The following is a 25,410-nucleotide window of genomic DNA, read 5'->3' on the forward strand; positions in this document are numbered from 1 at the left end:
TTTTTCAATAAGATCAAACGCTTCCGCAGGATCGCATTGCGTTGCGAGAAATCCGTCAGCTCATTCAAAGCCTTCGTTGATCTCGCATGCGCAATGGCTTGGATCAGCTAAATGCAGACGCCGCCTACACCGCGTTCCGGGGGCGGCTGCCGGGGGTCGGAGCCTTGCTGGAGGGGCGTGGGCTGCCCGCATGAGCCGCCGGGCCGGCCCATTGTGCCATTGCGCGGGTCGGGCGCTTGCGTCATGATCACCGCTGAGGGAGAGGACAGATGCGCAAGTTTCTCGTGGTTCTGGATGACAGCCGCGAATGCCTCAACGCGATGCGCTTCGCGGCCATGCGCGCGGCCCATACCAATGCCGGGGTGGAGATCCTGTCGGTTATCCCGCCCGAGGAATTCAACCACTGGATCGGCGTTGGAGAGGTCATGCGCGAGGAAGCCCGCGAGCGCATACATGCCCATTTCGAGGTTTTCGCCAAGTGGATGCGCGACAAGCAGGGTGTCGATCCCGAACTGGTTATCCGCGAGGGCGAACCGGTGGACGAGATCATCGCGCAGGTGCGCGACGATCCCGAGATCGGGGTGCTGGTTCTGGGCGCGGGAACCGGGCGCAAGGGGCCCGGGCCCCTGGTCACGCAGTTGAGCCGCAATGCCGGCACCCTGCCGATCCCGATCACCGTCGTGCCCGGCGATCTGAGCAAGGAGCGGCTGGAAGAGATAACCTGACCCGCCGCGCTGCGAAATCGGACATTCTGTGCCATGCGTTGCGCGCCTTGCCTCTTGATTGCGGGCCGGTTCCGCAAGCAAAGCCGCCGGTTGCGGGGCGTCGCGGGGGCGCGGGCGGTGATTTAGAACCGTTCCAAATCTTGACATCGCGTGTCCCGGCGCGCATATCCAACTCATGCACCAAAAGGGGGCGCCCATGTTTATCCAGACCGAATCCACGCCGAATCCGGCAACGCTGAAATTCCTGCCGGGCCAGACCGTGCTTGATGCCGGGACCGCTGACTTCCCCTCGGCCGAGAGCGCCGAGCGGTCGCCGCTTGCAGGACGCATCTTTGCCGTTGACGGCGTTACAGGCGTGTTTTTCGGGAATGACTTCGTCACCGTGACCAAGGCGGAAGCGAACGAGTGGGATCACCTGAAGCCGGCAATCCTTGGTGCGATCATGGAACATTTCCAGTCCGGGCAGCCGGTGATGGCCGATGACGGGTCCGATCCGTCTTCGGGTCATGCGGATCATGACGGTGCGGATGGCGAGATCGTGGGCCAGATCAAGGAGTTGCTGGATACCCGCGTGCGCCCGGCGGTGGCGCAGGACGGTGGCGACATCACCTTCCACGGTTTCGAGCGCGGGGTCGTCTACCTGCACATGCAGGGTGCCTGCGCGGGGTGCCCGTCCTCGACGATCACCCTCAAGATGGGCATCGAGAACCTGCTGCGCCACTATATCCCCGAAGTGACCGAGGTGCGCCCGGTTGGTATCTGAACCTCTGGTTCTGGGATTTGACACGTCGGCCGCGCATTGTGCGGCCGCTTTGCTGTGCGGGGACCGGGTTCTGGCGGCGCGTGCCGAGGCGATGGGCCGCGGTCAGGCCGAGCGTCTCATGCCGCTGATTGCCGAAATGCTGGCGCGGAACGGTGCCGGGTGGCGCGATCTGGACAGGATCGGCGTTGGCGTGGGCCCGGGAAATTTCACCGGCATCCGCATATCTGTTGCCGCCGCCCGCGGGCTGTCACTGTCGCTGGGGTGTCCGGCGGTGGGGGTGTCGCAATTCGCCGTGATCCGGGCCGGTCGGGAGCGTCCGCATCTCGCGGCGGTGCCGGCCCCGCGTGAGCAGCTTTACATCGCGCCGCGGGGGCAGGCCCCCAGTCTTGTATCCCGCGACGAGGCCGAAGCGCTTGGCCTGCCGGTAGAGCTGCCGCCTGCGCCCGAGGATCTGGCGGTGGCGGTGGCACGGATCGCCGGGCACGAAACCGGGCCGTTCGCGGCGCCGGCGCCGCTGTATGTCAAGCCGGCGGACGCCGCGCCGTCGCGCGAGGCGCCGCTTGTGATCCTCGACGATGGGGGGTGACCGCGCGGTTTGCCTGCCGGGGCCGGCGGAATTGGCGGCGCTGCACGCGCGCGGCTTCGCCGGACGCGGGCGCGGCTGGAGGGCCGCCGAATTCGCCACGCTTCTGGCTGACGCGCAGGTTGTCGCGGTCGGGGATGGCCGGGCCTTCGCGCTTGGCCGGGCGGTGGCCGACGAAGCCGAGCTTTTGACCATCGTGACCGATCCGGATCACCGCCGGCAGGGGCTGGCGGCGGCGGTTCTGTCAGCCTTCGAGGGGGCCGCGCGGGACCGGGGCGCGGCGCGCGTCCTGCTTGAGGTGGCGCAGGGCAACGCCGCGGCGGCGGCGCTTTATGCCGCGGCGGGCTATGTCGTCATCGGGCGTCGCGCGGGCTATTACCGCGGTCCCGATGGTGGGCGCGAGGATGCGCTGATCCTTGAGCGCGGGCTGGCCTGAATGCCGCCGCGCCGGTGCCGCCGAACACGAGGATTTGTGCGGATGACGCCGCGGCAGCGTGAGTATTCTATTGACCGCGGCGGGGCGAAGCAGGCTTAATCCCGGCCTGAACGCAGACGTGACGGAAAACGCGTGGTCCGGCAAAGAGGGCAATACATGCCCCGCGCCGCGCATGGAACCCAGGGAGATTGCAATGACGATGATGAAGACCCTACTGACTGCCGCCGCCGGGTTGGCGCTGAGTGCCGGTGCGGCGCTGGCCGAGCCGGCGCTCATCTTTGATCTGGGCGGCAAGTTCGACAAATCCTTCAACGAAAGCGCCTATAACGGGGCGCAAAGATGGGCCGAGGAAACCGGTGGCGACTATGCCGAGGTCGAGCTGACATCGGAGGCGCAGCGTGAACAGGCCCTGCGCCGCTTTGCCGAGAACGGCAACAACCCGATCGTGATGACCGGCTTTGCCTTCGGCAACGCGCTGGCCGAGGTGGCCCCGGATTACCCCGACACCAAGTTCGCGATCATCGACATGGTCGTCGAAGAGCCCAATGTCCGCTCGGTCGTGTTCAACGAGCACGAGGGCAGTTACCTGGTGGGCATGATGGCCGCGATGGCCTCGGACAGCGGCACCGTGGGCTTCATCGGCGGCATGGATATTCCGCTGATCCGCAAGTTCGCCTGTGGCTACGTGCAGGGGGTCAAGGCCGTGGATGGCGACGCGGAGGTGATCCAGAACATGACCGGCACCACGCCGGCGGCATGGAACGATCCGGTCAAGGGATCCGAGATCACCAAGGCGCAGATTTCGCAGGGGGCAGACGTGATCTATCACGCCGCCGGCGGCACCGGCACCGGGGTGCTTCAATCCGCGGCTGACGAGGGTGTTCTGGGCATCGGTGTGGACAGCAACCAGAACTACCTGCACCCCGGCGATGTCCTGACATCGATGGTCAAGAGGGTGGACAATGCGGTTTACGAGGCGATGATGGCCGGCGATGACCTGGAAACGGGGATCGTGGTGATGGGTCTCGCGAATGGCGGCGTGGGCTATGCCCTGGACGAGCACAATGCCGATCTGGTCAGCGAAGAGATGCAGGCATCGGTCGACGCGGCCGCCGACAGGATTGCCAGCGGAGATCTCAAGGTGCACGACTACATGTCCGATAACAACTGCCCTGTGGAATAGGGCGGCTTGCCGGATCATGGGGTGGTGCGGCATGCGCCATCCGCCCTGCTGCACGTTGGGGGAAGGCCGATGACGGATACAGAGCTTCTCAATCATTTCTTCTGGGCCTGGGGCATGGCCGATGCGGGGCGCCGCCGCTCGGTCCTGTCGGAATGTTTCGCCGAGGATGGACTCTACAGTGATCCGCATTGTGCGGCGCCGGTGACGGGCCTGCCGGCGGTGGCGGCGATGTTGTCGGACTACGCTGCCAACATGCCCGGTGGCGCGGCCCGGGTGGCCGGTGAGGCAGAAGGCCACAACGGGTTCATGCGTGCCGAAGTCGTGTTCGAAAAGGATGGCGCCGAAGTGATGCGGGGGCGCTATTTCGCCCGGCGCGAGGGGAACGCCCTGAGCCTCGTGGTCGGATTCGTCGGGGCCGCCACATGACACCTCCGGTCCCGGCGATCGAGTTGCGCGGTATTTCCAAGTCCTTCGGGCCGGTGCGGGCAAACCGGGACATATCGCTGTCCGTCGCGCCGGGCACGATCCACGGGATCATCGGCGAGAACGGGGCCGGGAAATCCACCCTGATGTCGATCCTCTATGGTTTCTACCGCGCCGACGCGGGCGAGATTTTCATCGGCGGCACGCCTGCCGATATTCCCGACAGCCAGGCCGCCATCGCCGCCGGTATCGGTATGGTGTTCCAGCATTTCAAGCTGGTGGAGACCTTCACGGTGCTGGAAAACGTGGTACTTGGGGCCGAGGACGGCGCCCGCCTGCGGCCCAGCCTTGCCCGCGCGCGCGCCAGCCTCCAGGCGCTGGCGGATGAATACGAGCTGCACGTCAAGCCCGATGCCCTGATCCAGGATATCGGCGTGGGCATGCAGCAGCGGGTCGAGATCCTCAAGGCGCTTTACCGCGAGGCCGGGATCCTGATCCTCGACGAGCCCACAGGCGTTCTGACCCCGGCCGAGGCCGATCAGCTTTTCCGCATCCTCGACCGGCTCAGGAACGAGGGCAAGACCATCATCCTGATCACCCACAAGCTGCGCGAGATCATGGAGATCACCGACACTGTGAGCGTCATGCGCCGCGGCGAGATGACGGCGACCCTGCCCACTGCCGAGACAGACCCCGCGCAACTGGCCGAGCTGATGGTCGGGCGCAAGGTGCTGCTGCGGGTCGACAAGACCCCGGCCACCCCCGGCAAGGCGGCGCTGGAGGCCGAAGGGCTTTCGGTGATCGACGGGCAGGGGGTCGAACGGCTGCGAGGCATCGACCTGACGCTGCGTGCGGGCGAGATCCTCGGCCTTGCCGGGGTCGCGGGCAACGGGCAATCCGAATTGCTGGAGGTTCTGGGCGGGATGCGCGATGCCACCGGGCGGTTGCGGGTGAATGGCCGCGATCTTGCGTTGACGGGCCGGGCCGCCGACGGGCAGGCGCGGCGCGCGGCCGGAATCGCCCATGTTCCGGAGGACCGGCAGCGCGAAGGGTTGATCATGCAGTTCCAGGCCTGGGAAAACATGATCTTCGGCTATCATCATGACCCCGCGTTGCGCCGCGGACCGTTGATGCAGAACGCCGCCATCGCCCGCGACGCCGGTGTCGCCATGCAGGAATACGACGTGCGCCCGCCCGATGCCCGTCTGGCGGCGCGCAATTTCTCGGGCGGCAACCAGCAAAAGATCGTGCTGGCCCGGGAAATGCGGCGCGACCCGGAAATCCTTCTGGTCGGACAGCCGACGCGCGGTGTGGATATCGGCGCGATCGAATTCATCCACAGCCAGATCGTCCGCCTGCGCGATGCCGGCAAGGCGATCCTCCTGGTCAGTGTGGAACTGGACGAGATCATGTCGCTTTCGGACCGGATCGCCGTGATCTTCGATGGCCGCATCATGGGCGAACGCCTGCCCGGCGAAACCGACGAGGGGGAACTGGGCCTGCTCATGGCGGGGATCGAGGGCACCCCTGACAAACCCGCGTGGCAGGCCGTGGAGGACGCGCAGTTCGCGCAGGCAGAGGCGGTGGAGAAGAGCCATGGATAGGCTGCCCCGCTGGGCCGATATCGTGCTCATCCCGCTGGTCAGCCTGGTGCTGGCGGCCGTGCTTTCGGCGCTGGTGATCCTGGCCATCGGTGAGGATCCGGTGGCGGCTGTGCAATTGATGATCACCGGCGCGCTCGGTTCGACCTATGGCTGGGGCTACACCCTTTATTACGCGACGAATTTCATTTTCACCGGGTTGGCGGTGTCGGTCGCCTTTCATGCGCGGATGTTCAACATCGGCGGCGAGGGGCAGGCGATGCTGGGGGGGCTGGGCGTGGCGCTTGTCTGTCTGCACCTGCCGCTGCCGCACTGGAGCCTGGCGCTGATCGCCGCCACCGCCGGCGCGGCGCTTTTCGGGGCGCTTTGGGCGCTCGTTCCCGGTTGGCTTCAGGCAAGGCGGGGCAGCCACATCGTGATCACCACGATCATGTTCAACTTCATTGCCGCGGCGCTGCTCAATTACCTGCTGGTGAACCTGATGCGCCCGGTGGGGGCGATGGACCCGGCGACGCCCAAGTTTCCCACCGCCACCCACCTGCCCACGCTGCATGACCTGCTGGCGCCGCTCGGCATCGCCTTCTCGAAGGGGGCGCCGGCCAATGTCAGCCTTCTGGTGGGGCTCCTGGCCTGCGTGCTTGTCTGGTTGCTGATCTGGCGCACCCGGCTGGGCTACGAGATCCGCGCCCTGGGCCATTCCGAGACCGGGGCGCGCTATGCCGGGATCGGCCCGGCGCGGACCATCGTGATCACCATGGTGATCTCGGGCGCGCTGGCGGGCGGCATGGCGATCAACAACGTGATGGGCGAGGCCGAACGGCTGGTCATGAACGCGACCGAGGGCGCGGGGTTCATCGGCATCGCCGTGGCGCTGATGGGGCGCAACCACCCGTTCGGGGTGCTGCTGGCGGCAATCCTGTTCGGGTTCCTCTTCCAGGGGGGCGCCGAGCTGGCGCTGTGGACGGACATCCCGCGCGAGCTGATCGTGGTGATCCAGGCGCTGGTGATCCTCTTCACCGGGGCGCTGGACAACATGGTGCGCAGACCGTTGGCCATGGTTTTCGCGGCGCTCCGAAAAGGGCGCGAGGCATGACCGGGCGGCGGCATGGCCCGCTGGCGACCGGCAGGGAGGGGGATTGATGGATTTCCTCACCCTGCTTCAGGTCCTCGACAGCACCGTGCGGCTGGCCACGCCACTGCTGCTGGCCTGTCTCGCCGGGCTCTTCAGCGAGCGCGCGGGCATCTTCGATATCGGGCTTGAAGGCAAGATGCTGATGGCCGCCTTCCTGTCCGCTTCGGTGGCGTTTTTCACCGGATCGGTCTGGATCGGCCTGTTGGCGGGGATCGCAGCCTCGGTCCTGCTGAGCGTACTGCACGGGTTGGCCTCGATCACCTTTCGCGGCAATCAGCTCATCTCCGCGGTGGCGATCAATTTCCTTGCCGCGGGCTTGACGGTGCTGATCGCGCAGGCCTGGTTCCGCGAGGGCGGGCGCACGCCGTCGCTGATCGGGGGGGCGCGGTTCGAGCCGGTGACCCTGCCGCTGGCCGAGACACTGGCGCCGGTGCCGGTGCTGGGCCCGATCTATTCCGAACTGGTCTCGGGGCACACGATCCTTGTCTACCTGGCACTTGCCTGTGTGCCGTTGACCTGGTGGGTGCTGTGGCGCACGCGCTTCGGCCTGCGCCTGCGCGCGGTGGGTGAAAACCCGGCGGCCGTGGATACGGCCGGCATCTCGGTGGTGGGCATGCGCTACGGCGCCGTGGTGATCTGCGGGGTGTTGTGCGGGATCGCGGGGGCTTATCTGGCCACCGGTTTGCAGGCGGGCTTCGTCAAGGACATGACCGCCGGGCGCGGCTACATCGCGCTGGCGGCGCTGATCTTTGCCAAGTGGCGACCGTGGCACGCACTTGGCGCCACACTTCTGTTCGGCCTGCTGCAGGCGGTCGCGGTGCGGTACCAGAACATCGATCTTGGCGGTGTGGTGATTCCGGTGCAGGTGATGGACGCGCTGCCCTATGTCCTGACCGTGGTGATCCTGGCCGGATTTGTCGGCAAGGCGATCCCGCCGCGTGCCGGCGGCGAACCCTATGTGAAGGAACGCTGAACCCGGAGGGGGCACGCGGATAGGGCCAGATCCGCGGATTTGATCGGGCCTGCGGCGTTTCGGCCCCTCGCGTGCCTTGCATTGAGACCGCCTGCGGCGCTAGGAGAGGCCATGCAAATATACCTGCCCATAGCCGAGGTTTCGGTGAACGCCTTCCTGCTGCTGGGGCTGGGCGGGCTGGTGGGTGTATTGTCGGGCATGTTCGGGGTCGGCGGCGGATTTCTGATGACGCCGCTTCTTTTCTTCATCGGCATACCGCCGGCGGTGGCCGTGGCGACCGAAGCCAACCAGATCGTCGCCTCCTCCTTTTCCGGGGTGCTGGCCCATCTGCGCCGCAAGACGGTCGATCTGCGCATGGGAACGGTGCTTCTGATCGGCGGGCTGGTGGGTGCGGCTTTGGGTGTGGTGGTATTCAACTACCTCAAGTCGATGGGCCAGGTCGATCTTCTGGTGCGGCTCTGCTACGTCGTGTTCCTTGGAATCATCGGCGGCATGATGTTCTTCGAGAGCCTGCGCGCGATCCGCAACACCCGTTCGGGCAAAGCGCCAAGACGCAAGAAACACGGCTGGGTTCACGGGCTTCCCTTCAAGATGAGGTTCCGCACTTCGGGGCTTTACATCAGCGTGATCCCGCCGCTTCTGGTGGGGGTCGCGGTGGGTATCCTCGCCGCCATAATGGGCGTCGGGGGCGGGTTCATCATGGTGCCGGCGATGATCTACCTGCTGGGCATGCCGACGAAGGTGGTGGTCGGGACGTCGCTTTTCCAGATCATCTTCGTCACCGCCTTCACGACGCTGTTGCACGCCACGACCAACTTCACCGTCGATATCGCGCTCGCGGTGCTGCTGTTGGTGGGCGGGGTCATCGGGGCGCAGATCGGCACCAGGATCGGCACCCGCATGCAGGCCGAGCAGTTGCGCATCGCGCTGGCGGTGATGGTGCTGGCGGTCTGCGGCAAGCTGGCGATGGACCTGCTGCTGCAACCCTCGGAACTCTATTCGATCGGAACCGCGGGCGGGGGGCACTGATGGCCTGGCGGCTGGTTCTTCTGCTTTGCCTTGCGGCCCTGCCGGGACGCGCCGAGGAGGTCGTGCTGGGCCTGAGCCGCGACAAGGTGGCGATCACCGCGAATTTCGATGGTTCCAACATCCTGGTTTTCGGGGCCGTCAAGCGCGAGACGGCAATCCCCGAAATGCCGCTCGAGGTCGTCGTGGCCATCGCCGGGCCGTCACGACCCGCCACCGTGAGGCGCAAGGAGCGCCGCTTCGGCATCTGGGTCAACACCGAGGCGGTGGAGGTCGACGCCGCGCCAAGCTTTTACGCCGTTGCCACGAGCGGACCTCTGGAGGACGTGCTGTCGCGGGTCGAGGACCTCCGCCACCGGATCACCATTCCCAAGGCGATCCGGTCCGTCGGGACCGGGGTTCTGGACGCGGAGAATTTCACCGATGCGCTGATCCGCATCCGCATGCGCGAAGGTGCCTACCAGATGCTGGAAGGCGGCGTGGCGCTGGATGAACAGACCTTGTTCCGGACCTCTATCGACCTGCCGGCGAACCTGACCGAGGGCGACTACGCGACACGCATCTTCCTGACCCGCGGTGGACAGGTGGTATCCGAATATGAAACCGTGATCGACGTGCGCAAGGTGGGGCTGGAGCGGTGGCTTTTCGTTCTGTCACGGGAACAGCCGCTGCTCTACGGGCTGATGTCCCTGGCCATCGCGATCGCCGCGGGGTGGGGCGCATCCGCTGTTTTCCAGTTGTTGCGGCGGGGCTGACCGCCCGTTCCCCCGGCCGGCAATTTCCCGGATGAGCGCGCCGGGGGCGCGCGCAGGCTTGTCTCGTCACCCGCCTCCGGCGGCCTCCTCGGGTGCCTCCGGCGGGAGTACTTGGGAAAGATGAAAAGGCCCCTCGCGGACGCTGCTACCCGCGCCCGATATACGGCATGCCGGTGGCCATCACCGTCATGAACTGCACGTTCGCCTCGGCGGGCATGGCGGCCATGTGCAGGACCGAACGTGCCACGTCCTGCACGTCCATGGTGGGCATGTCGGGCCGGTCCTTCTTCAGGGCCGCGACCAGTTCGCTTTCGGCATTGCCGACGTCGATCTGCCCGCAGGCGATCCCGAAGGGCCGCCCATCGAGGGACAGGCTGCGTGTCATGCCGGTGATCGCATGTTTCGAGGTGGTGTAGCATATCGAACCGGGCCGGGGGCTGTGGGCCGAGAGCGAGCCGTTCATGATGATCCGTCCGCCCTGCGGGGCCTGCGAGCGCATCCTTGCGAAGGCCAGGCGGGCAGCGATGAACATGCCCCGCAGATTGACCGCCATGACCTCGTCGAACTCCTCGACCGTGACGGCATCGGGTGTGGCCGAGGGTCCGAACATCCCGGCATTGTTGAAGAGCGCGTCCAGCCTCCCGGCGATGACCTCGAAGCGCTCGAAGGCGGCTGCCACCGCGTCCGCGTCGGTCACGTCGCAGGGCAGGGGATGCGCGCCCGCGAACCGCTCTGCCAGGGCCACGAGCGGTTCGGCGCGCCGTGCGATCAGGCCCACGCGCCAGCCGGCGTCGAGAAAGGCGGTGGCGGTTGCGTGGCCGATGCCCGAACTCGCGCCCGTGACGATGACGGATTTCATGACCCGGCCTCCAGTTCCAGAGGCGCCGGCCCGGCCTTCAGGTCATCGGTGCGCAACGGCGCGAGCGGTTTCGACAGCCGGTTGCGCACCACCCAGTGCAGGCGTTCCTCGGCGCGGGTGATGGCGACATAGGCGAGGCGTTTCCAGAGCGGCTGACCGGCCTCGTTGCGGCCCATCCGCGCCGCGGCCCACAGATCGGGGGCGAAGACCTGCACATCGCGCCACTGGCTGCCTTGCGCCTTGTGGATCGTCACCGCCGCGCCATGCAGGAACGTGGCACCCATGTTGGCGGCGAAGGGGATGAACGGCTCTTCCTCGTCGGGTTTCTCGATCTTCACGATGCTGGCCGCACCGACCTGCGGATCCTCGGCCCCGATGACGTGAAGCCGCGAGAAGCCGGGTTTCCTGCCCGGCCCGAGATAGATCACCTGGGCGCCCTTGATCAGGCCGCGCGCCTCCAGGTCGAGGCGTTTCCTGCGATGCCGCAGCGGCAGTTCGATCCCGTCGCAGACCAGTGGTTCGCCCGGCAGCAGCGCCGTTTCGGGAGCATCATGGACGCGGCGAAAGGCGTTGATCAGGCGGATGCGGGTGGCGTTGCGCCACACCAGCACCGGGGAGCGTGCCATCAGGTCCACTTCGACCCGGCCGGACCAGCGCACCCGGTCGTCGCGCTGTGCCGTCTGTTCGATCATGCGTTCGAAATCGTTAAAGTCCAGCGCCGGATCTGCCAGGGCATGGGCCAGATCAAGGATCGGGTTGTCGGCGTCCTGACGGTGGATGCGCCGCAGTGTGAGCTTGCGGGTCTCGGGCAGCCCGTCGAAAACCATGCCGCCGCTGCCCGATTTCACCGGGGGAAGCTGTGCCGGATCTCCGAAGAGAAGCAGCGAGGGGAAGATCTCCTGCAGGTCCTCGAACTGCTTGTCGTCGAGCATGCTGGCCTCGTCCACAAAGCCGACGTCAAGCGGCGACTCGCGGCGTTTCCAGCCGGTGATGAAATCCGATCCGCGCAGTCCCGCCGCCGCCAGGGCGCCCGGGATCGACCGGTTGGACCGGTAGAAGGCAAGCGCCCGGTCGAGGGCCTGTTCGCTGAGGCCCGCGGCCTCGGCAGGGCGATCGCCCTGGCCGGCCAGCCATTCGGCGAGGCGTTCGTATTCGGGGTCGTAGACAGGTGTGTAGAGGATGCGGTGAATGGTGGTGGCGGGCACCCCCCGCAACCGCAGGACGCTGGCAGCCTTGTTGGTGGGCGCCAGCACGGCGAGGCTGCGCCGGTCGCGGCGTGCCCGGCCCTCGTGGTCGCCCGAGACCAGTTCAACCCCTGCCTCCTCGAGCGCGCGGCAGAGTGCGGCCAGAAGCATGGTCTTGCCGGACCCGGCCTTGCCAACCACCGCGAAAACGCCGCTGCGCCCCTCGCGCGGGGGAGTGAGCACGCCGGTGTCGATGTCGATGCCCGTCTGCCGCAATGCTTCCGCGACGCGGTCATGGGCCTCGGCCTGGTCATGGGAGAAACGGAGAGCGGTTTCGGTCATGCGATGACCCTAGCCGTGGGCCGGGGCGCGCGCCAGACACGAAACGCCGCCGGCCGGTGTGCGGGCGGTCATGCTCATATCGTCTGGTCGTAATCACCCACCGAGGGTTCGGTACGGATCACCGCATCGAGTCCGGCGAAGATGGCGCGCATCTCCTCCTCGCTCTCGCCGCTTTCGCAAACCACGACCAGGTTGGGGGTGTTGGAACTGGCCCGGACCAGCCCCCATGACCCGTTGTCCAGGATCACCCGAGCGCCGTTCACGGTCACGACCTGCCGGACGGGGCGGCCGGCGATGTGCGTGCCGGCGTCGGCCATGGCGGAGAGCCTTTCAACGATCCGGTCCAGCACCGCGTATTTTTCCTCGTCGGGGCAATGGGGTGACATGGTCGGGGTGGCCCATGTGTGCGGCAGGGCGCGGCGCAGATCCGACATCGACTTTTCCGGGTGCCGATCCAGCAGCTTGCAGATCTCGACGGCCACCCGCATTCCGCAATCATAGCCACGCCCGACGGGATGGGAGAGGAAGTAGTGGCCCGACTTCTCGAACCCCGCGAGCGCGCCAAGATCCCTGACCCGGCGTTTCATGTGCGAATGCCCGGTTTTCCAGTAATCTGCGGTGGCGCCATTGGCGCGCAGTTCGGGATCGGAGGCGAACAGCCCGGTCGATTTGACATCCGCCACGAAGGTGGCGCCGGGGTGCAGGCGGCTGAGGTCCCGGGCCAGGATCACGCCCACCTTGTCGGCAAAGATCTCCTCGCCCGTGTCGTCGACCACGCCGCAGCGGTCACCGTCACCATCGAAGCCCAGAGCGAGGTCCGCACCGGCCCGGCGCACCGCATCGGCCATGTCGTGCAGCATTTCCATGGCCTCGGGGTTGGGGTTGTAGTTGGGGAAGGTGTAATCGAGGGCATTGTGGCTTTCGACCACCTCGACGCCGATGCGACGCAGCAACTCTGGCGCAAAGGCGCCCGCGGTGCCATTGCCTGTGGCGCAGACCACCTTGAGCGGCCGGGTCATTCGGAAATCACCCGCCAGATCATCAAGATAGGCCTCGCGTACGCCCGCGACGAATTCGTAGCTGCCGCCGGGGCGGTCCGCACCGCGCCCTTCGAGGACTATGTCGCGCAGTTCCGCCATCTCGTCGGGGCCGTGGGTAAGCGGGCGGTCGAACCCCATCTTGACCCCCGTCCAGCCATTGGGATTGTGGCTGGCCGTGACCATCGCGACGGCCGGCGCATCAAGGTGGAACTGCGCGAAATAGGCCATCGGGCTGAGGCAGGGGCCGATGTCGCGCACCGCGATTCCGGCGCGCATCAGTCCCAGGATCAGGGCATTCTTGATGCTCAGCGAATAGTCGCGGTAATCGTTGCCGACCGCGATCACCGGGTCGATGCCGCGCGCATGCATCTGTGTGCCCAGCCCCATCCCGAGGGCGGTGATTCCGGGCAGGTTTATGCCGTCGGGATATTTCCACCGCGCATCGTATTCGCGAAAGCCCGTGGGTGCGATCATCGGGTCGCGCAGGAATTCCCAGGTGTTGGGACTCACATCGGGCAGTGGCTTGGTCACGGGCGGGCCTCTCTTATGGTGTTCGTCGCGCGGCTCGGTGGGCGGGTCAAAGGCGCAGGGGCTCCTGCTTGGCCAGCGCGTCGAAGCGCATCAGGCTGTCGATCAGGTCCGGCATCCGCTTGAGCGCGATCATGTTGGGCCCGTCCGACGGCGCGCGGTCGGGGTCTTCGTGGGTTTCGATGAACACCGCCGCGATCCCGAGGCTGACGGCCGCGCGGGCCATCACCGGGGCGAATTCGCGCTGCCCGCCGCTGCGCCCGCCAAGGCCCCCGGGTTGCTGTACGGAATGAGTGGCGTCCATCACCACGGGGTAGCCGCTGGCGGCCATCTGCGGCAGGGCGCGCATGTCCGCGACAAGCGTGTTGTAGCCGAAGGACGTGCCGCGTTCGGTCAGCAGGATGCGGGTATTTCCGGTGCTCTCGATTTTTGCGGTGACATGCGTCATGTCCCAGGGTGCCAGGAATTGCCCCTTCTTGACATTGATCGCCGCGCCCGTCGCGCCGGCGGCGAGCAGAAGATCGGTCTGCCGGCACAGGAACGCCGGGATCTGGAGAACGTCCACCACCGCCGCCGCTTCGGCACATTGGTCGGGCAGGTGCACATCGGTGAGCACGGGCAGGCCGAGCGCATCGCGCACCCCCTCCATCACCCTGAGCCCGGCCTCCATGCCGAGGCCGCGTTCCCCCGACACGGACGAGCGGTTCGCCTTGTCGAAAGAGCCCTTGAAGATCAGTTGCGCCCCGGAAGCGGCGCAGGCTTCCTTCAGGCATCCGGCGATCATCTGTGCGTGATCCGCGCTTTCCAGCTGGCAGGGCCCCGCGATCAGGGTGAGCGGGCGGTCATTGCCGATCGCCAGGCCGGAAACATCAACGACCCGCATCCTAGGACGAGACCTGTTCGCGCAGGATGGAGGCGGTCAGCGACACCATCAGGTAGATGCCCGCGAAGATCAGGAAGGCCAGCATCGTGTTCTCGAAAGACCTCGGGTAGGATGGATCCTCGGACGCGACGGGCTTGACGCTGACGGTCAGGTAACGCACCTGCTTGTTGGCCTCCACCTCGCTGGCGCGCTTGTTTTCTAGTGCCGATTGCAGGATCAGGTCGGCGGTGGCCAGATCGGCCTGCGCCATCTGGATCGCGGCGGATTGCGAGGCCAGGGAATCCTTGCCTTCGGTGGCTTGTGTGAGACGGTCATTCTGCTTGTCCAGTTCGCGTTGCAGGACTTCGACCTCGCTGCGGAGCGCCTCCACCTTGGCTTGGTTGGGGCGCGAATTGTTGAGCTGCGTTTGAAGCGCAAGCTGTTTTTCCTGAAGCTGAAGTTCGACGTTGCCGATCAGCTGGCGGATGTTGGCGATCTCGCCCTCGGGATCGAGGACGCTCTGCTCCTGCAGTTCGACCATCCGCCTCTGGGCCTCGCGCCGCGCTTCCTTGGCCTCCTCAAGACTTGCGACCGCGGTCTTTACGGCGTCCTCGCGCTTGCGTTGACTGAGCTGGTCAACACGCTCCTCGGCATATTCGATCAGCTTCTCGGAAAACCGCCGGCTGACTTCGGGGTCGGCGGTCGAGACCTCCATGCGCAGCACGCCCTCGGTCGGGTCGTAGCCCAGCTTGACGTATTTCTTGTACAGGCTGTAGACGTCCTCGGTGCTGGCATCCGGATCGAGCCGCTGGATCGGGTCGATCCAGGGCTGGCTGAAATGGGCTCTGAACCCCTCGTCCCGGTTGAGACGCAGCATCGCATCCTTCGAGGTCAGATACGACTGCGTTGCGATCGCGTCCTGGCCGGTGGCGAACTGGCTGGGCAGCAGACCGCCCAGCTTGCCACCCCCCGCGCCGCCCCCGCCATCTGCCACGAGGATCAGGAATTCGGACTTGGTGGAATACATCGGCGTCGCGGCCACGTAGTAGTAATATCCCGCCACCAGGGTGGGCAGGAACACGAAGGCGGCAAGCCGCGCGAACAGCAGCGCCAGCTTGCGCCGGCGCCGGCGCCCGATGTCGCGCTGGATGCGCATGATCTCTTCGCTGCGCCGTTCCGCGGGGCTGACCTCGGTGGAGGGAAGCTGCGTCGTGGCGGGTTGCACCGTTTGGGGAAGCTGCACCCTGTCATGGTTTTCCGTCTGTTCCGAACCGCTGTCGTCCGAGCTTACCAGCTCCAGCATGCTGGAGCGCTGGAACGGGTCGATCCCGCGCGCCCTGAGAAGGCGCACCGCGTCGAAATCCGATGTCGGCGCAAGCCCGTGCTTCTGCGCGATACGGCGTGCCATCCGCAGCTGGCGGCCGGTGAGCCCCTCGCGGCGGATCTGGCTGATGTCCTGCGAGGCCGCCATTTCCCGCGATGTGCTGACCTGTCCCTCATGTGTTCGCGGACGCTCGCCGGCGGATGCCCGGGCGATCTGGGTTCCCGTTGCCGCGGACCGTTCCCGCTCCTGGTCGGGGGGGCGCGCTTTTGCGGGCTGTTGATCTTCATGTGCCCGTTCCCGGGCCTCGTCCCGCGGCGCGCGTCCGTCGCCGCCCTCGAACGCCGCGCCCTTCTGTGGCGCGCTCCGGCGGATACGGAATTTCCTAGCCTTGGGTTTCATAGTCATAAAGTTGCTTTGCCTCTTCCAGCGTATCGAACATATAGAGCTGTCCGCCCATCAGAACGGCCGCCTCGGTGGCGAATTTCTCCAGTGTCTGCGGCTGATGCGACACGATCACGACGGTCGTGGTACTGAGCCTTTCCCTGAGGATCTCCCCGGCCTTTCTGTTGAACTCAACATCCGTCGAACTGGGCATGCCTTCGTCGATGAGGTATATATCAAAATCCAGCGCCAGCATAAGCGCAAATGTGAACCTCGCCTTCATTCCCGTTGAGTACGTGCCCAGGGGCTGATCGAAATATTCGCCGAGGTTGCACAGCCAGCGGCAGAACGCCTCGATGTAGTCAGGGTCAAGCCCGTAGAGACGGGCGATGTAACGGCTGTTTTCCATCGCCGAGATACGGCTGACAACCCCGCCCATGAACCCCAGCGGAAAGCTGATCCTGCAGCCGCGACGGATCTCTCCCTCGTCGGGTTTTTCAAGCCCGGCCATCATGTTGATCAACGTCGTCTTGCCGGTGCCGTTGGGGGCCAGAATGCCCATGCTGCGCCCAAGCTCCACCCGGAAGGAAACCCGGTCGAGGATCACCTTGCGCTGCGTGCCCGTCCAGAAGGACTTGCTGACATTGTCGAATTCTAGCATCGAGTGCTTCCGGTACTGCTCCGGCCAACCCTCTTTATCGGGGCTTGATTGAGACGGCATTAACCGCGACCGACCCCATTATGGCCGATCACATGGTCATAATACAAGAATTCGGGGCAGAATTATGCCATGAAAAGGACAAAGCGACGCAAATCAACGGCCAGTCCCGGGTGTGCGGCGTGGCGCATCCGGGTTCAGGCCATCGTCTGCCATGCCAGACCGGCCAGAACCGCACCGATAACCGCGAAGCCCAGATAGGCCGCGAAGACACGCGGCTTGACAAGCGCCCAGACCGCGATTGCCGCGGGGATGCAACTCACGCCGCCGGCGATGACGAAACTCATCGCAGCCCCGTCGCTCATCCCCTGGGCCAGAAGCGCATCCACAAGCGGCACCGCGGCATAGCCGTTGAGATATGCCGGGGCGCCCACGAAGGCCCCGAGAATGATGGGCATGATCCCGTTGCCCCCCAGCACGCCGGCAACCGCATCGGCGGGAATGTATTCCAGCATCAGGGCCTCGATCACATAGGCCAGCGCCAGCCACTTGAGCAGGAAGGCCCCGTTTTCCAGCGCGCTGGCACGGAACGCGTCCCGCCGTGGCGCCTCTTGCCAGAACCGCCATTGCGGGCGGCCCTCGAAGGGTTTCTTCACCCCGCAGCAGCCGCCGACCTGCGGCTTCTCGCGCAGCGGATCGGCAAAGACCACGCTGCGCGCTGCCAGCATCGTGGCGAACCCGCCGAAAAGGCCGATCCCGACGGCGGCAAATGTCTTGGCGATGGCGAAATCCCAGCCCAGCGTGCCGGAGGTGATCAGGAACATCGCCGGGTCCATCAGGGGCGAGGCCAGCCAGAAGGCCATCACTGCGCCGAGCGGGGCACCAAGCGCCAGCATCGCCGCGATGAAAGGTATGACCTCGCAGGAGCAGAACGGAGACAGCCCGCCGAGGAGCGCCGCAAGCAGGATCATACGTGCCTGCCGCCCTTCGAAGGCCTTGGCCAGAAGCGTCTCGGCGCCGGTGGCCTTCATGTAGGCCACCGCCAGAACCGCGAAAAGGATGAAGGGCGCGGTGTTTGCCAGTGCGCCCGTGGTGAAGAGGACGGTGGGCACGAACTGCGCGCGGTCCAGCAGGGCCACGGCCACAAGGATCAGAACCAGTGCCAGCCAGGCCTTGTCGATCCTGTTCCAGAGAGCCCGCGGCGCGGGAAGCGAGATGTCAGCCATGATCGTGGTCCTTTCCCGGGACATCGGTATCGGCGCAGCATTCACGCAAAAGGAATTCCGACAGGTGCCGCAGTTCGTCATAGGCCACGGCCGCGCAGATCACGCTGCGCCCGCGTCGTTCCTGCGTGACGAGCCCGGCCTGCGCGAGGATCTTCACGTGATGGGTCAGGGTCGAACCGGTCACGCCTGCGCGTGCGCCCAGGTCACCGATGCTCAGGCCCCCAGGACCGGCCCGCACGAGGCTGCGCAGGACTGCCAGACGCTGCTCGCTGCCAAGCGCGGCGAAGGTGGAGGCCGCGAAGGCGATATCAGGGTCGTTCTGCGGTTCTGTCATTTTCATGATTCTAGAAATATGAAAATTTAGTCGGGCGTGCAAGTGGCGATTTGATGCGCGTGCCATTTCCGTGCCTGCCAAAGGCCGGCCTGTTGCAGTTTGATGGAAAAGCGGCTCTGTCTAATTTAACCTGAAAATTCAGTGGATAATCTTCGAAACGAGTGCTTAAAAATACTACATTGGTCATTGCAGCATGTCCGACCTCGTCAATCAGATCCGTTCCTGCCGGCTCTGCGCCGCGCGTTTCGCCGTCACCGAAACGGCGCATGAACCCCGCCCGGTGGTGTGGTTGCACCCGTCTGCGCGGGTGCTTGTGGCAGGGCAGGCGCCGGGCTTGCGCGTGCACGCCTCGGGACGGCCATTCGACGATCCGTCGGGCCGTCGTCTGCGTGCATGGATGGGGCTGAGTGAGCGTGAATTCTATGATAAATCCCGGGTTGCGATCGTACCCATGGCATTCTGCTTTCCCGGTTACGATACCCGTGGCGCCGATCTTCCGCCGCCGCGCGTCTGTGGCGAAACATGGCATGACTCTGTGATGGACATCCTTGAAAACATTGAACTTACGCTGGTTGTCGGGGCGCATGCACATCGCTATCACCTGGGCACGCGGCAATCCGTGACCGAAACCGTGCGCACCTGGCGGGCGCATGCGCCGAAGGTTTTTCCCTTGCCGCACCCGTCTTGGCGCAACACCGGGTGGCTGAAGAAAAACCCCTGGTTCGAAAGGGATCTTCTTCCGGAAATGCGCGATAGAGTTCAAGAGGTTATGAATGGATGACACCACCCCGCTCGATGCCGCCCATGAACGGATGCAGGCCGCCCCGGAGGATGCGACGGCCCGCCTGCGGTTCTACGAACACCTGAGTGGCACGATGCTTCACCTGCTTCTGGAGGCCGAGTCGGAGACGGAAAATGTGACGCCGCGGACTTTTGAAATTGATGGTGAAAAATATGTCCTGGCCTTCGACTCCGAGGCAAGGCTGGTTCAGTTCACACAAGCGCCCGCGCCGCATGCCTCATTGACGGGCCGGGCGCTCGCCGAGGTTCTGGGGGGTCGGGGGCTGGGCCTGGCGCTCAATCCCGATGTTGCTCCGTCCGCGATTCTGTTGCCCTCCGGTGCTGTGGCCTGGCTCGCGCAGATGCTTCGGGACGAACCCGACAGGCTTCGGGCACGTCCCGAGGAAATGTTCGCGCCCAACGGGTTGCCGGAAGAACTTCTGGTGTCGCTGGATACCCGGCTGGCAAAGATGGAGGGGCTTGCAGAGCGCGCCTATCTTGCCGGGGTCCGGTATGAGGACGGAGGGCGGGGCCACCTGCTGGGAATCCTGGGCGCCCCTGCCGATGCGCAGCCCGCCCTGGCGCGCGCGGTGTCCGAGGCGCTGTCGTTTTCGGGGGTGGAGGCCGCGGCGCTTGATGTCGGGTTCTTTCAGGCGCACGAGCCTATCACCGCCACGCTCGCGCGTCATGGCCTGCGGTTCGATATTCCGTCGCCGTCCGACGGGGCTGCGGCAGGTCCGTCGGCGCCGGGCATGGACCCGGAAAAACCACCCCTGATCCGATGATTGGAAACCGGCCGGTGGGTCAGTAGCCCAGGCCCCGGTCCACGAGGTGCAAAAACGGTTCGCCGGCTTCGCCGCGCCGGATATTTTCGGCGATGACCCGCGCGGACGAGGAGGGCCGTGTTTCCGACGCGATGTGCGGCGTGACAGTGATACGGTCATGCGCCCAGAACGGATGCTCGGGCGGCAGCGGTTCCTGTCGGAAGACGTCAAGGGTCGCGTGGCCGATCTGGCCCGCATCCAGCGCCGCCAGCAAGGCGTCATCGTCCACAAGCGGGCCGCGCCCGGGATTCAGCACGACCGCGCCGCGCGGCAGGACGGCCAGCCGCGCGGCGTCCATCAGGTTTTCCGTTTCCGGCGTGAGCGGAAGAAGAAGAACGCATATTTCCGCCTCGTTGAGCGCGGCCGCAAGGGTTTCCGGCCCGCTGAGGCAACGGATGCCATCGACGCCATGTGCAGACCGGCTCCAGCCGGTGACATTGAACCCGATCCTTGCAAGGGACCGGGCACAGGCGCGTCCGAGCTCCCCGAGACCAAGCACTGTCACCGGCCTTTCGGAGGCCAGTGGCGGGATGTCTCGCACCCACTCTCCGGCCAGCCCCAGAATATGGGTATCCATGCCCAGGTGATGGCGCAGCACATGGCCCGTCACCCACTCGACCATGCCCTGGGTCAGCCCCTCGTCGACCATGCGTGCCAGCGGGATGTCCAGGGTTGGATTGTCGACGATGTTCTCCACCCCTGCCCAGAGATTGAGCACCGCCCTGGCACGGGTGAACGGCCGGAAATCCCGCAGCTCGCTGTTTGGCGCGTAGATGATGTAATCCACCTTCGCGGGCGGAATGTCCTGCGCCAGGTTCACCTCCAGGCCCGCCTCGGAAAATGCGTTTCTCAGCGGAGTTTCATAGCTTTCCCAGCGATCATGCCGGGCCGCGAAAAGGACGTTCAAAGGCATCTGTCACCTCGGTCTGTGGACATGGGCGCTCTGGACCAGGCCAAAGCCGAGAAGCAGAACCAGCATCGCGGATCCGCCATAGCTGACGAGGGGGAGTGGCACGCCCACCACCGGCGCGAGCCCCATCACCATGGACATGTTCACGGCGAAGAACAAAAAGAAGGTCGTCGCAACACCAAGCGACAGAAGCGCGGCGAACCGGTCGCGATTGTTCAATGCCGAGACTATGCAGAAAACGATGATGAGCGTGTAGAGCCCGAGCAGCGAAATGCCCCCGATGAACCCGAACTCCTCGGCCAGGGTCGTGAAGATGAAATCGGTATGCTTCTCGGGAAGGAAGTTGAGACGCGATTGCGTCCCCTGCATGAAGCCCCGCCCGGTCCATCCCCCCGAGCCGAGCGCGATCTTTGACTGGGTGATGTGATACCCCGCGCCAAGTGGATCGGTGGAGGGATCGAGAAACGTATCGATACGCCGGTATTGGTAATCCGCCAGCAATTGCCACTCGGTGCCGCGGCTCTGGAATACGGCGGTGACAAGGCCGATGCCCGCCGCAGCCACGGCCGCGAAATAGGCCCAGTGAACCCCGGCCAGAAGCATCATCAATCCCCCGGTGGCAATCAGCAGCAGGGAGGTTCCGAGATCGGGCTGCCGCAACACCAGCAGCACCGGGATCATCGTGATCAGGACCGGCAGGAAAACCCACAGGGGGCGCGATGTACGCTCCAGCGGGAGCCAGTCGTAATAAGCCGCGAGAACCATGACCAGCGAAAGCTTCATGAGTTCCGAAGGTTGCAGCCTTATGAAACCGAGGTCGATCCAGCGTTGTGCCCCCATTCCGACGCTGCCGAAGAATTCGACCATTATAAGAAGCAACAGGGAAACCGCATAGGCAAGCCCCGCGATGTTGCGCCAGAAATAGATCGGGATCATGGCGACGAAAAACATCATCGCATATCCCAAGCCAAAACGTTTCATCTGTGCCTCGGCCCACGGTTGCATGGAGCCGCCCGACACCGAATAAAGCATGAGGAATCCCACGCAGGCCACGGCAAGCACGAGAATCGCGAGCGGCCAATTGAGGTACAGCACCTTGCGCAGACCCGATGGCGTGGTCTTGACCGTATACTCGAGATAACTCATGCCCGATCGCTTCCATCACGGCTGTCACCCGGCCGTTCGCGGCGCAGGCGTTCCTGCTGCGCGCGGATGCGGTTGCGATCCTTGGCCGGATAGGCCGCAAGCGGCGGATCGCCGCCATGCAGGGCCTGAAGCGTGATGTCCCGCGCGATCGGGGCTGCCACGGTCGATCCGCCACCGCCATGCTCGACAACAACCGCAACGGCAATGCGCGGTTTTTCAAAGGGCGCGAAATCCACGTAGAGCGCATGATCGCGATGTTTCCAGGGCAGGTCCTCGTTTCGGCGCACGCCGCTCTCGCGTTCCGCCGAGGTGATGCTTCGCACCTGGCTGGTGCCGGTCTTGCCCGCCATGCGGTAGGCGTCGTCGATGATCCGGCTGGAATAGGCCGTGCCGCGGCGGCTGTTGGATACCGCGAACATCGCCTTGCGCACTTCGCGCAAGTGGTTTTCGTTCACCCCGATCGGCGGGGCGGTGTCGAACGATTGCTCAACCCCGTTGACCGATTTCAACATACGGGGCGTGATTTGCCGGCCGGTGGCGAGACGCGCCGACATGACCGCCAATTGAATGGGAGATGCCAGCACGAATCCCTGGCCGATGGCTGAATTGGCGCTGTCGCCTATGACCCATTCGCGTCCTTTCACGCGGCGTTTCCAGGCCTTGTCGGGAATCAGGCCGCCGGCCACGCTTGTCAGGGGCAGATCATACTCCACCCCGAGCCCCAGCCGGCGCGCCATTGCGCTGATCTTCTCGATTCCGGTGCGCATGGCCATTTCATAATAATACACGTCACAGCTTTCGCGCAGGGACTTGTGCAGATCCATGTTGCCGTGGCCGACACGTTTCCAGCAGTGGAACCGTCGGTTGCTAACCTCCAGATGACCGGGGCAATAGACAGTGTCCTCGGGCGTGACCTGGCCGTCTTCCAGCGCTGCGAGTGCAGTCACCATCTTGAATGTCGAACCGGGTGGATAGATGCCCTGCACCGCCTTGTTGGGAAGCGGACGGTACTTGTTTTCCAGAAGGGCGTTGTAGTCCGAGACGGAAATACCGCGCACGAAAAGATTGGGATCGAAACTGGGGGCCGATGCGCTGGCCAGCACATCGCCGTTTTCGCAGTCGATCACCACCGCCGCCGCGCTCTCGCCCTCAAGCCGCGCATGAAGGTAGGATTGCAGTGCGCTGTCGGTGGTGATCTGAAGGTCGGTGCCCGGCTCGCCTTCCTGCCTGTCGATCTCGCGCATGACGCGGCCGCTGGCATTGACCTCCACGCGTCTGCTGCCGGCGGATCCGCGCAGCCGATCCTCCAGCCGGGCTTCGATTCCGACCTTGCCGATCTGGAAGCGCGGTATGCGAAGAAGCTGGTCAGGCTCGTCGATCCGCTTGAGGTCATAGTCGCTCACCGGGCCAACGTAGCCCACCAGATGCGCAAAGTCCGCACCCATCGGGTAGCGCCGCGTCAGACCGACTTCGGTGGTCACACCGGGCAGCGCGGGCGCATTGACCGCAACCCGGCTGATGTCTGTCCAACTGACCCGATCGGCGAGCGTTACCGGGTGAATGCCGGAACGATCCATTTCTTCCAGCGCGCGCGCCATTTCGCGCTTGTCGAGACCGATCAGCGCGTCGAGGCGGCGCATTACCTCCTCGGCATCGCCCGCGTCCTCACGCACCATGGTGATCCGGTAACTGGGCACGTTTTCGGCGATGACGATTCCGTTGCGGTCATAGATCTGCCCCCGCGGAGGCGGGATGAGGCGGATGTTGATGCGGTTTTCGTCCGCCAGAAGGCGGAACTCGTCGGCCTGTTCGACCTGAAGAAAGCGCATCCTCAGCGCCAGCGCGCCCACGAACGCCGCCTGCGTGCCGGCCAGGAACAGGGCCCGGCGGGTAATTCGACGCTGGCTCAGCGCGGTATCGCGGCCCTGACGCCTCATGCGCCCTGATCCAGCCCGTCGGCATCACTTGGCTTGATCTTGCGAACCCCGAAGACAGCGCCCGAAAGCATCACGACCAACGGGTAGACAGCGAGTGTCAGGAACAGCTGCATGAGGTTAAGCGTGAGCGGGGCCTGATCGACAAGCAGAAGCGAGAGAACGAGCCGGTAGGTGATCACGATGGCCACGAGCAGGGTTGCGACGGTCGCCCACTCGGCGGGGAAGGACAGGTTGCGAAGCCCCGGCGCGCGCGACTTCAGCATTTCGCTGCCGATGACGACCAGCGCCGCCCAGAGCCCCGGCGGCCGTTGAAACATGAGATCGGCAAGCAGCATAACCCCGGCGATAAGCAGGGGGGGCGCGTATTCGGGGCGCCTTAGAACCCAGACGAAGGTTATCGCCAGGATCAGGTCCGGACCCGCCCATCCGCGCGGGATCGTGTCAAGGGGAAGAAGGCGCAGGAACATCAGTGTCAGGCATATGCCGACAAAGATCGCCCGCATGGTCCAGAGCCGGGTAAGGTTCCGTTCAGCCATTGCCGCCCACCTCTTCGGGCGCCGCATCCCCATTCGCGTCACTGTCGACCGGATCATCGATCTCCCGCGGGGATGTGGGCACGACCAGCCCGCCCGCCGTGCCGATGTCCGGGCGCGCATAATCGCGCAGGACGCGCAGGAATTCCAGACGCTCGTAATCCGCGGCCAGCCGCAGGCGCAGGCGGCCGCCGGGATCCTCCGTTACCTGCCCGACCAGCAGGCCCGCCGGAAAAACGCCTCCGTCACCCGAAGAGATCACCCGGTCGCCCGGCCGCACCTGATCCACGTTCTCGATGAACTCGATCCTCGGTGCGGCCGTGTTATCTCCCGAAACGAGTGCGCGCTGCCCGGATGGCTGTATCGTCACCGGTATGCGGCTGGAACTGTCGGTCAGCAGAATCACGCGGGCCGTGTTCTCGCCCACGCCCGAAATGCGTCCGACAAGGCCAAGACCGTCCATTGCCGCCCATCCGTCGACGATACCGTCCCGCGCGCCGACATTCACCACCACCGACTGGCGGAAGGGCGAGCCGCTGTCGGCCATGACCACGCCGGTCACGTAAGTCAGGCGCGGATCGAGCCGCACGTTGTTGAGATCCAGCAAGCGGGCGTTTTCCTGTTCCAGTTGAAGCGCCGCTTCCTTCCATGCCTTCATCTGCTGCAGTTCGCGGCGCAATTCCTGGTTCTGCTGGTGGATGCGCTGATAGGCTTGGAAGTCGCGGAGGATGTTCACCGCGCCCGTGACCGGGGCCATCGCCCAGTCGAAGCCGGGCACGAAACGGTCCACGATCTGGGCGCGGAACCTTTCCACCCTCGGGCTGTCGATACGCCAAAGAACGAACAGGCCGAGAAGGCATATCACTATTATACCCAGCAAAAGCCGCTTCAGCGGGCCGGTGAAATCGTCGCTTTGTGTCCGGTCTCTGGCCAACGGTACCC

At 65.2% G+C, this 25,410-nt stretch carries 26 protein-coding genes and 1 pseudogene; 14 read left to right on the forward strand and 13 right to left on the reverse strand.

Features of this window, described 5'->3' with window-relative positions; all coding sequences use genetic code 11:
- The 12 genes and pseudogenes from DQW77_RS18595 to DQW77_RS14265 form a co-directional block, all read left to right on the forward strand.
- A pseudogene (locus tag DQW77_RS18595) lies at nucleotides 1-111 on the forward strand (IS5/IS1182 family transposase); the annotation flags it as partial.
- A gap of 158 nt (nucleotides 112-269) precedes the next feature.
- On the forward strand, nucleotides 270-725 hold the full coding sequence (locus DQW77_RS14215; protein WP_113258897.1) for a universal stress protein: 456 nt from the start codon (nucleotides 270-272) through the stop codon (nucleotides 723-725).
- A 196-nt stretch (nucleotides 726-921) separates the two neighbouring features.
- Nucleotides 922-1,488: a NifU family protein gene (locus DQW77_RS14220; protein WP_113258935.1), complete on the forward strand. Its 567-nt coding sequence runs from the start codon at nucleotides 922-924 to the stop codon at nucleotides 1,486-1,488.
- Entirely contained in the window at nucleotides 1,478-2,074 is a 597-nt protein-coding gene (tsaB, locus tag DQW77_RS14225) for a tRNA (adenosine(37)-N6)-threonylcarbamoyltransferase complex dimerization subunit type 1 TsaB (RefSeq protein ID WP_113258898.1), read from the forward strand. The genes DQW77_RS14220 and tsaB overlap by 11 nt, the downstream gene beginning before the upstream one ends.
- Nucleotides 2,064-2,507, forward strand: a complete 444-nt coding sequence (locus tag DQW77_RS14230) for a GNAT family N-acetyltransferase (protein ID WP_113258899.1) — start codon at nucleotides 2,064-2,066, stop codon at nucleotides 2,505-2,507. Before tsaB ends, DQW77_RS14230 begins: the two co-directional genes overlap by 11 nt.
- A gap of 193 nt (nucleotides 2,508-2,700) precedes the next feature.
- Complete coding sequence (locus DQW77_RS14235) at nucleotides 2,701-3,690, forward strand: BMP family protein (protein ID WP_113258936.1); 990 nt, start codon at nucleotides 2,701-2,703, stop codon at nucleotides 3,688-3,690.
- A gap of 69 nt (nucleotides 3,691-3,759) precedes the next feature.
- Complete coding sequence (locus DQW77_RS14240; RefSeq protein WP_113258900.1) at nucleotides 3,760-4,116, forward strand: hypothetical protein; 357 nt, start codon at nucleotides 3,760-3,762, stop codon at nucleotides 4,114-4,116.
- The gene (locus tag DQW77_RS14245; protein ID WP_113258901.1) at nucleotides 4,113-5,717 is read left to right on the forward strand and encodes an ABC transporter ATP-binding protein; all 1,605 of its coding nucleotides are present in this window, start codon (nucleotides 4,113-4,115) and stop codon (nucleotides 5,715-5,717) included. Before DQW77_RS14240 ends, DQW77_RS14245 begins: the two co-directional genes overlap by 4 nt.
- A complete protein-coding gene (locus tag DQW77_RS14250; protein ID WP_113258902.1) occupies nucleotides 5,710-6,807 on the forward strand; it encodes an ABC transporter permease in 1,098 nt (365 codons plus the stop codon). The genes DQW77_RS14245 and DQW77_RS14250 overlap by 8 nt, the downstream gene beginning before the upstream one ends.
- A gap of 46 nt (nucleotides 6,808-6,853) precedes the next feature.
- Complete coding sequence (locus tag DQW77_RS14255; protein ID WP_113258903.1) at nucleotides 6,854-7,819, forward strand: ABC transporter permease; 966 nt, start codon at nucleotides 6,854-6,856, stop codon at nucleotides 7,817-7,819.
- Between the two features lie 111 nt (nucleotides 7,820-7,930).
- A complete protein-coding gene (locus DQW77_RS14260; protein ID WP_113258904.1) occupies nucleotides 7,931-8,848 on the forward strand; it encodes a sulfite exporter TauE/SafE family protein in 918 nt (305 codons plus the stop codon).
- Nucleotides 8,848-9,600 carry a TIGR02186 family protein gene (locus tag DQW77_RS14265; RefSeq protein ID WP_113258905.1) on the forward strand — a complete coding sequence of 251 codons (753 nt, stop codon included), beginning with the start codon at nucleotides 8,848-8,850 and terminating at the stop codon, nucleotides 9,598-9,600. The genes DQW77_RS14260 and DQW77_RS14265 overlap by 1 nt, the downstream gene beginning before the upstream one ends.
- Nucleotides 9,601-9,745: 145 nt before the next feature.
- On the opposite strand, the gene DQW77_RS14270 is transcribed toward DQW77_RS14265, so the two are convergent.
- The 8 genes from DQW77_RS14270 to DQW77_RS14305 all read right to left on the reverse strand — a co-directional run bounded on the left by DQW77_RS14270 (nucleotide 9,746) and on the right by DQW77_RS14305 (nucleotide 18,344).
- The gene (locus tag DQW77_RS14270) at nucleotides 9,746-10,459 is read right to left on the reverse strand and encodes an SDR family oxidoreductase (RefSeq protein ID WP_113258906.1); all 714 of its coding nucleotides are present in this window, start codon (nucleotides 10,457-10,459) and stop codon (nucleotides 9,746-9,748) included.
- Nucleotides 10,456-11,985, reverse strand: coding sequence for an ATP-dependent RecD-like DNA helicase (locus DQW77_RS14275; protein ID WP_113258907.1), 1,530 nt, complete (start codon nucleotides 11,983-11,985; stop codon nucleotides 10,456-10,458). The genes DQW77_RS14270 and DQW77_RS14275 overlap by 4 nt, the downstream gene beginning before the upstream one ends.
- Before the next feature lie 74 nt (nucleotides 11,986-12,059).
- Nucleotides 12,060-13,556, reverse strand: a complete 1,497-nt coding sequence (locus DQW77_RS14280) for a phosphomannomutase/phosphoglucomutase (protein ID WP_113258908.1) — start codon at nucleotides 13,554-13,556, stop codon at nucleotides 12,060-12,062.
- Between the two features lie 46 nt (nucleotides 13,557-13,602).
- Nucleotides 13,603-14,436 (reverse strand): 3-deoxy-8-phosphooctulonate synthase, encoded by an 834-nt coding sequence (kdsA, locus tag DQW77_RS14285; RefSeq protein WP_113258909.1) that lies wholly within the window; start codon nucleotides 14,434-14,436, stop codon nucleotides 13,603-13,605.
- A gap of 1 nt (nucleotide 14,437) precedes the next feature.
- Entirely contained in the window at nucleotides 14,438-16,144 is a 1,707-nt protein-coding gene (locus DQW77_RS14290; RefSeq protein ID WP_113258910.1) for a capsule biosynthesis protein, read from the reverse strand.
- Nucleotides 16,122-16,781, reverse strand: coding sequence for an ABC transporter ATP-binding protein (locus DQW77_RS14295; RefSeq protein WP_113258911.1), 660 nt, complete (start codon nucleotides 16,779-16,781; stop codon nucleotides 16,122-16,124). Before DQW77_RS14295 ends, DQW77_RS14290 begins: the two co-directional genes overlap by 23 nt.
- A 194-nt stretch (nucleotides 16,782-16,975) precedes the next feature.
- Nucleotides 16,976-18,004: a permease gene (locus DQW77_RS14300; RefSeq protein ID WP_113258912.1), complete on the reverse strand. Its 1,029-nt coding sequence runs from the start codon at nucleotides 18,002-18,004 to the stop codon at nucleotides 16,976-16,978.
- Nucleotides 17,997-18,344 (reverse strand): helix-turn-helix transcriptional regulator, encoded by a 348-nt coding sequence (locus DQW77_RS14305; protein ID WP_113258913.1) that lies wholly within the window; start codon nucleotides 18,342-18,344, stop codon nucleotides 17,997-17,999. The genes DQW77_RS14300 and DQW77_RS14305 overlap by 8 nt, the downstream gene beginning before the upstream one ends.
- A 187-nt stretch (nucleotides 18,345-18,531) precedes the next feature.
- Between DQW77_RS14305 and DQW77_RS14310 the strand changes: the two genes are divergently transcribed.
- On the forward strand, nucleotides 18,532-19,119 hold the full coding sequence (locus tag DQW77_RS14310) for a uracil-DNA glycosylase family protein (protein ID WP_113258914.1): 588 nt from the start codon (nucleotides 18,532-18,534) through the stop codon (nucleotides 19,117-19,119).
- Entirely contained in the window at nucleotides 19,112-19,903 is a 792-nt protein-coding gene (locus DQW77_RS14315; protein WP_113258915.1) for an SseB family protein, read from the forward strand. The genes DQW77_RS14310 and DQW77_RS14315 overlap by 8 nt, the downstream gene beginning before the upstream one ends.
- A gap of 19 nt (nucleotides 19,904-19,922) precedes the next feature.
- Here the strand turns inward: DQW77_RS14315 and DQW77_RS14320 are convergent, their stop codons facing one another.
- From DQW77_RS14320 to mreC, 5 genes are read right to left on the reverse strand one after another with little or no spacing between them, the layout of a single operon-like run.
- The gene (locus DQW77_RS14320) at nucleotides 19,923-20,855 is read right to left on the reverse strand and encodes a glyoxylate/hydroxypyruvate reductase A (protein ID WP_113258916.1); all 933 of its coding nucleotides are present in this window, start codon (nucleotides 20,853-20,855) and stop codon (nucleotides 19,923-19,925) included.
- A 3-nt stretch (nucleotides 20,856-20,858) separates the two neighbouring features.
- Entirely contained in the window at nucleotides 20,859-21,998 is a 1,140-nt protein-coding gene (gene rodA / locus DQW77_RS14325; protein ID WP_113258917.1) for a rod shape-determining protein RodA, read from the reverse strand.
- The gene (gene mrdA, locus DQW77_RS14330; RefSeq protein WP_113258918.1) at nucleotides 21,995-23,935 is read right to left on the reverse strand and encodes a penicillin-binding protein 2; all 1,941 of its coding nucleotides are present in this window, start codon (nucleotides 23,933-23,935) and stop codon (nucleotides 21,995-21,997) included. The genes rodA and mrdA overlap by 4 nt, the downstream gene beginning before the upstream one ends.
- A complete protein-coding gene (locus DQW77_RS14335; RefSeq protein ID WP_113258919.1) occupies nucleotides 23,932-24,471 on the reverse strand; it encodes a rod shape-determining protein MreD in 540 nt (179 codons plus the stop codon). Before DQW77_RS14335 ends, mrdA begins: the two co-directional genes overlap by 4 nt.
- Nucleotides 24,464-25,402: a rod shape-determining protein MreC gene (gene mreC / locus DQW77_RS14340; protein ID WP_113258920.1), complete on the reverse strand. Its 939-nt coding sequence runs from the start codon at nucleotides 25,400-25,402 to the stop codon at nucleotides 24,464-24,466. Before mreC ends, DQW77_RS14335 begins: the two co-directional genes overlap by 8 nt.
- Nucleotides 25,403-25,410: the final 8 nt, after the last annotated feature.

This window comes from Roseovarius sp. TE539 (assembly GCF_003298505.1).
GTDB lineage: Bacteria > Pseudomonadota > Alphaproteobacteria > Rhodobacterales > Rhodobacteraceae > Roseovarius.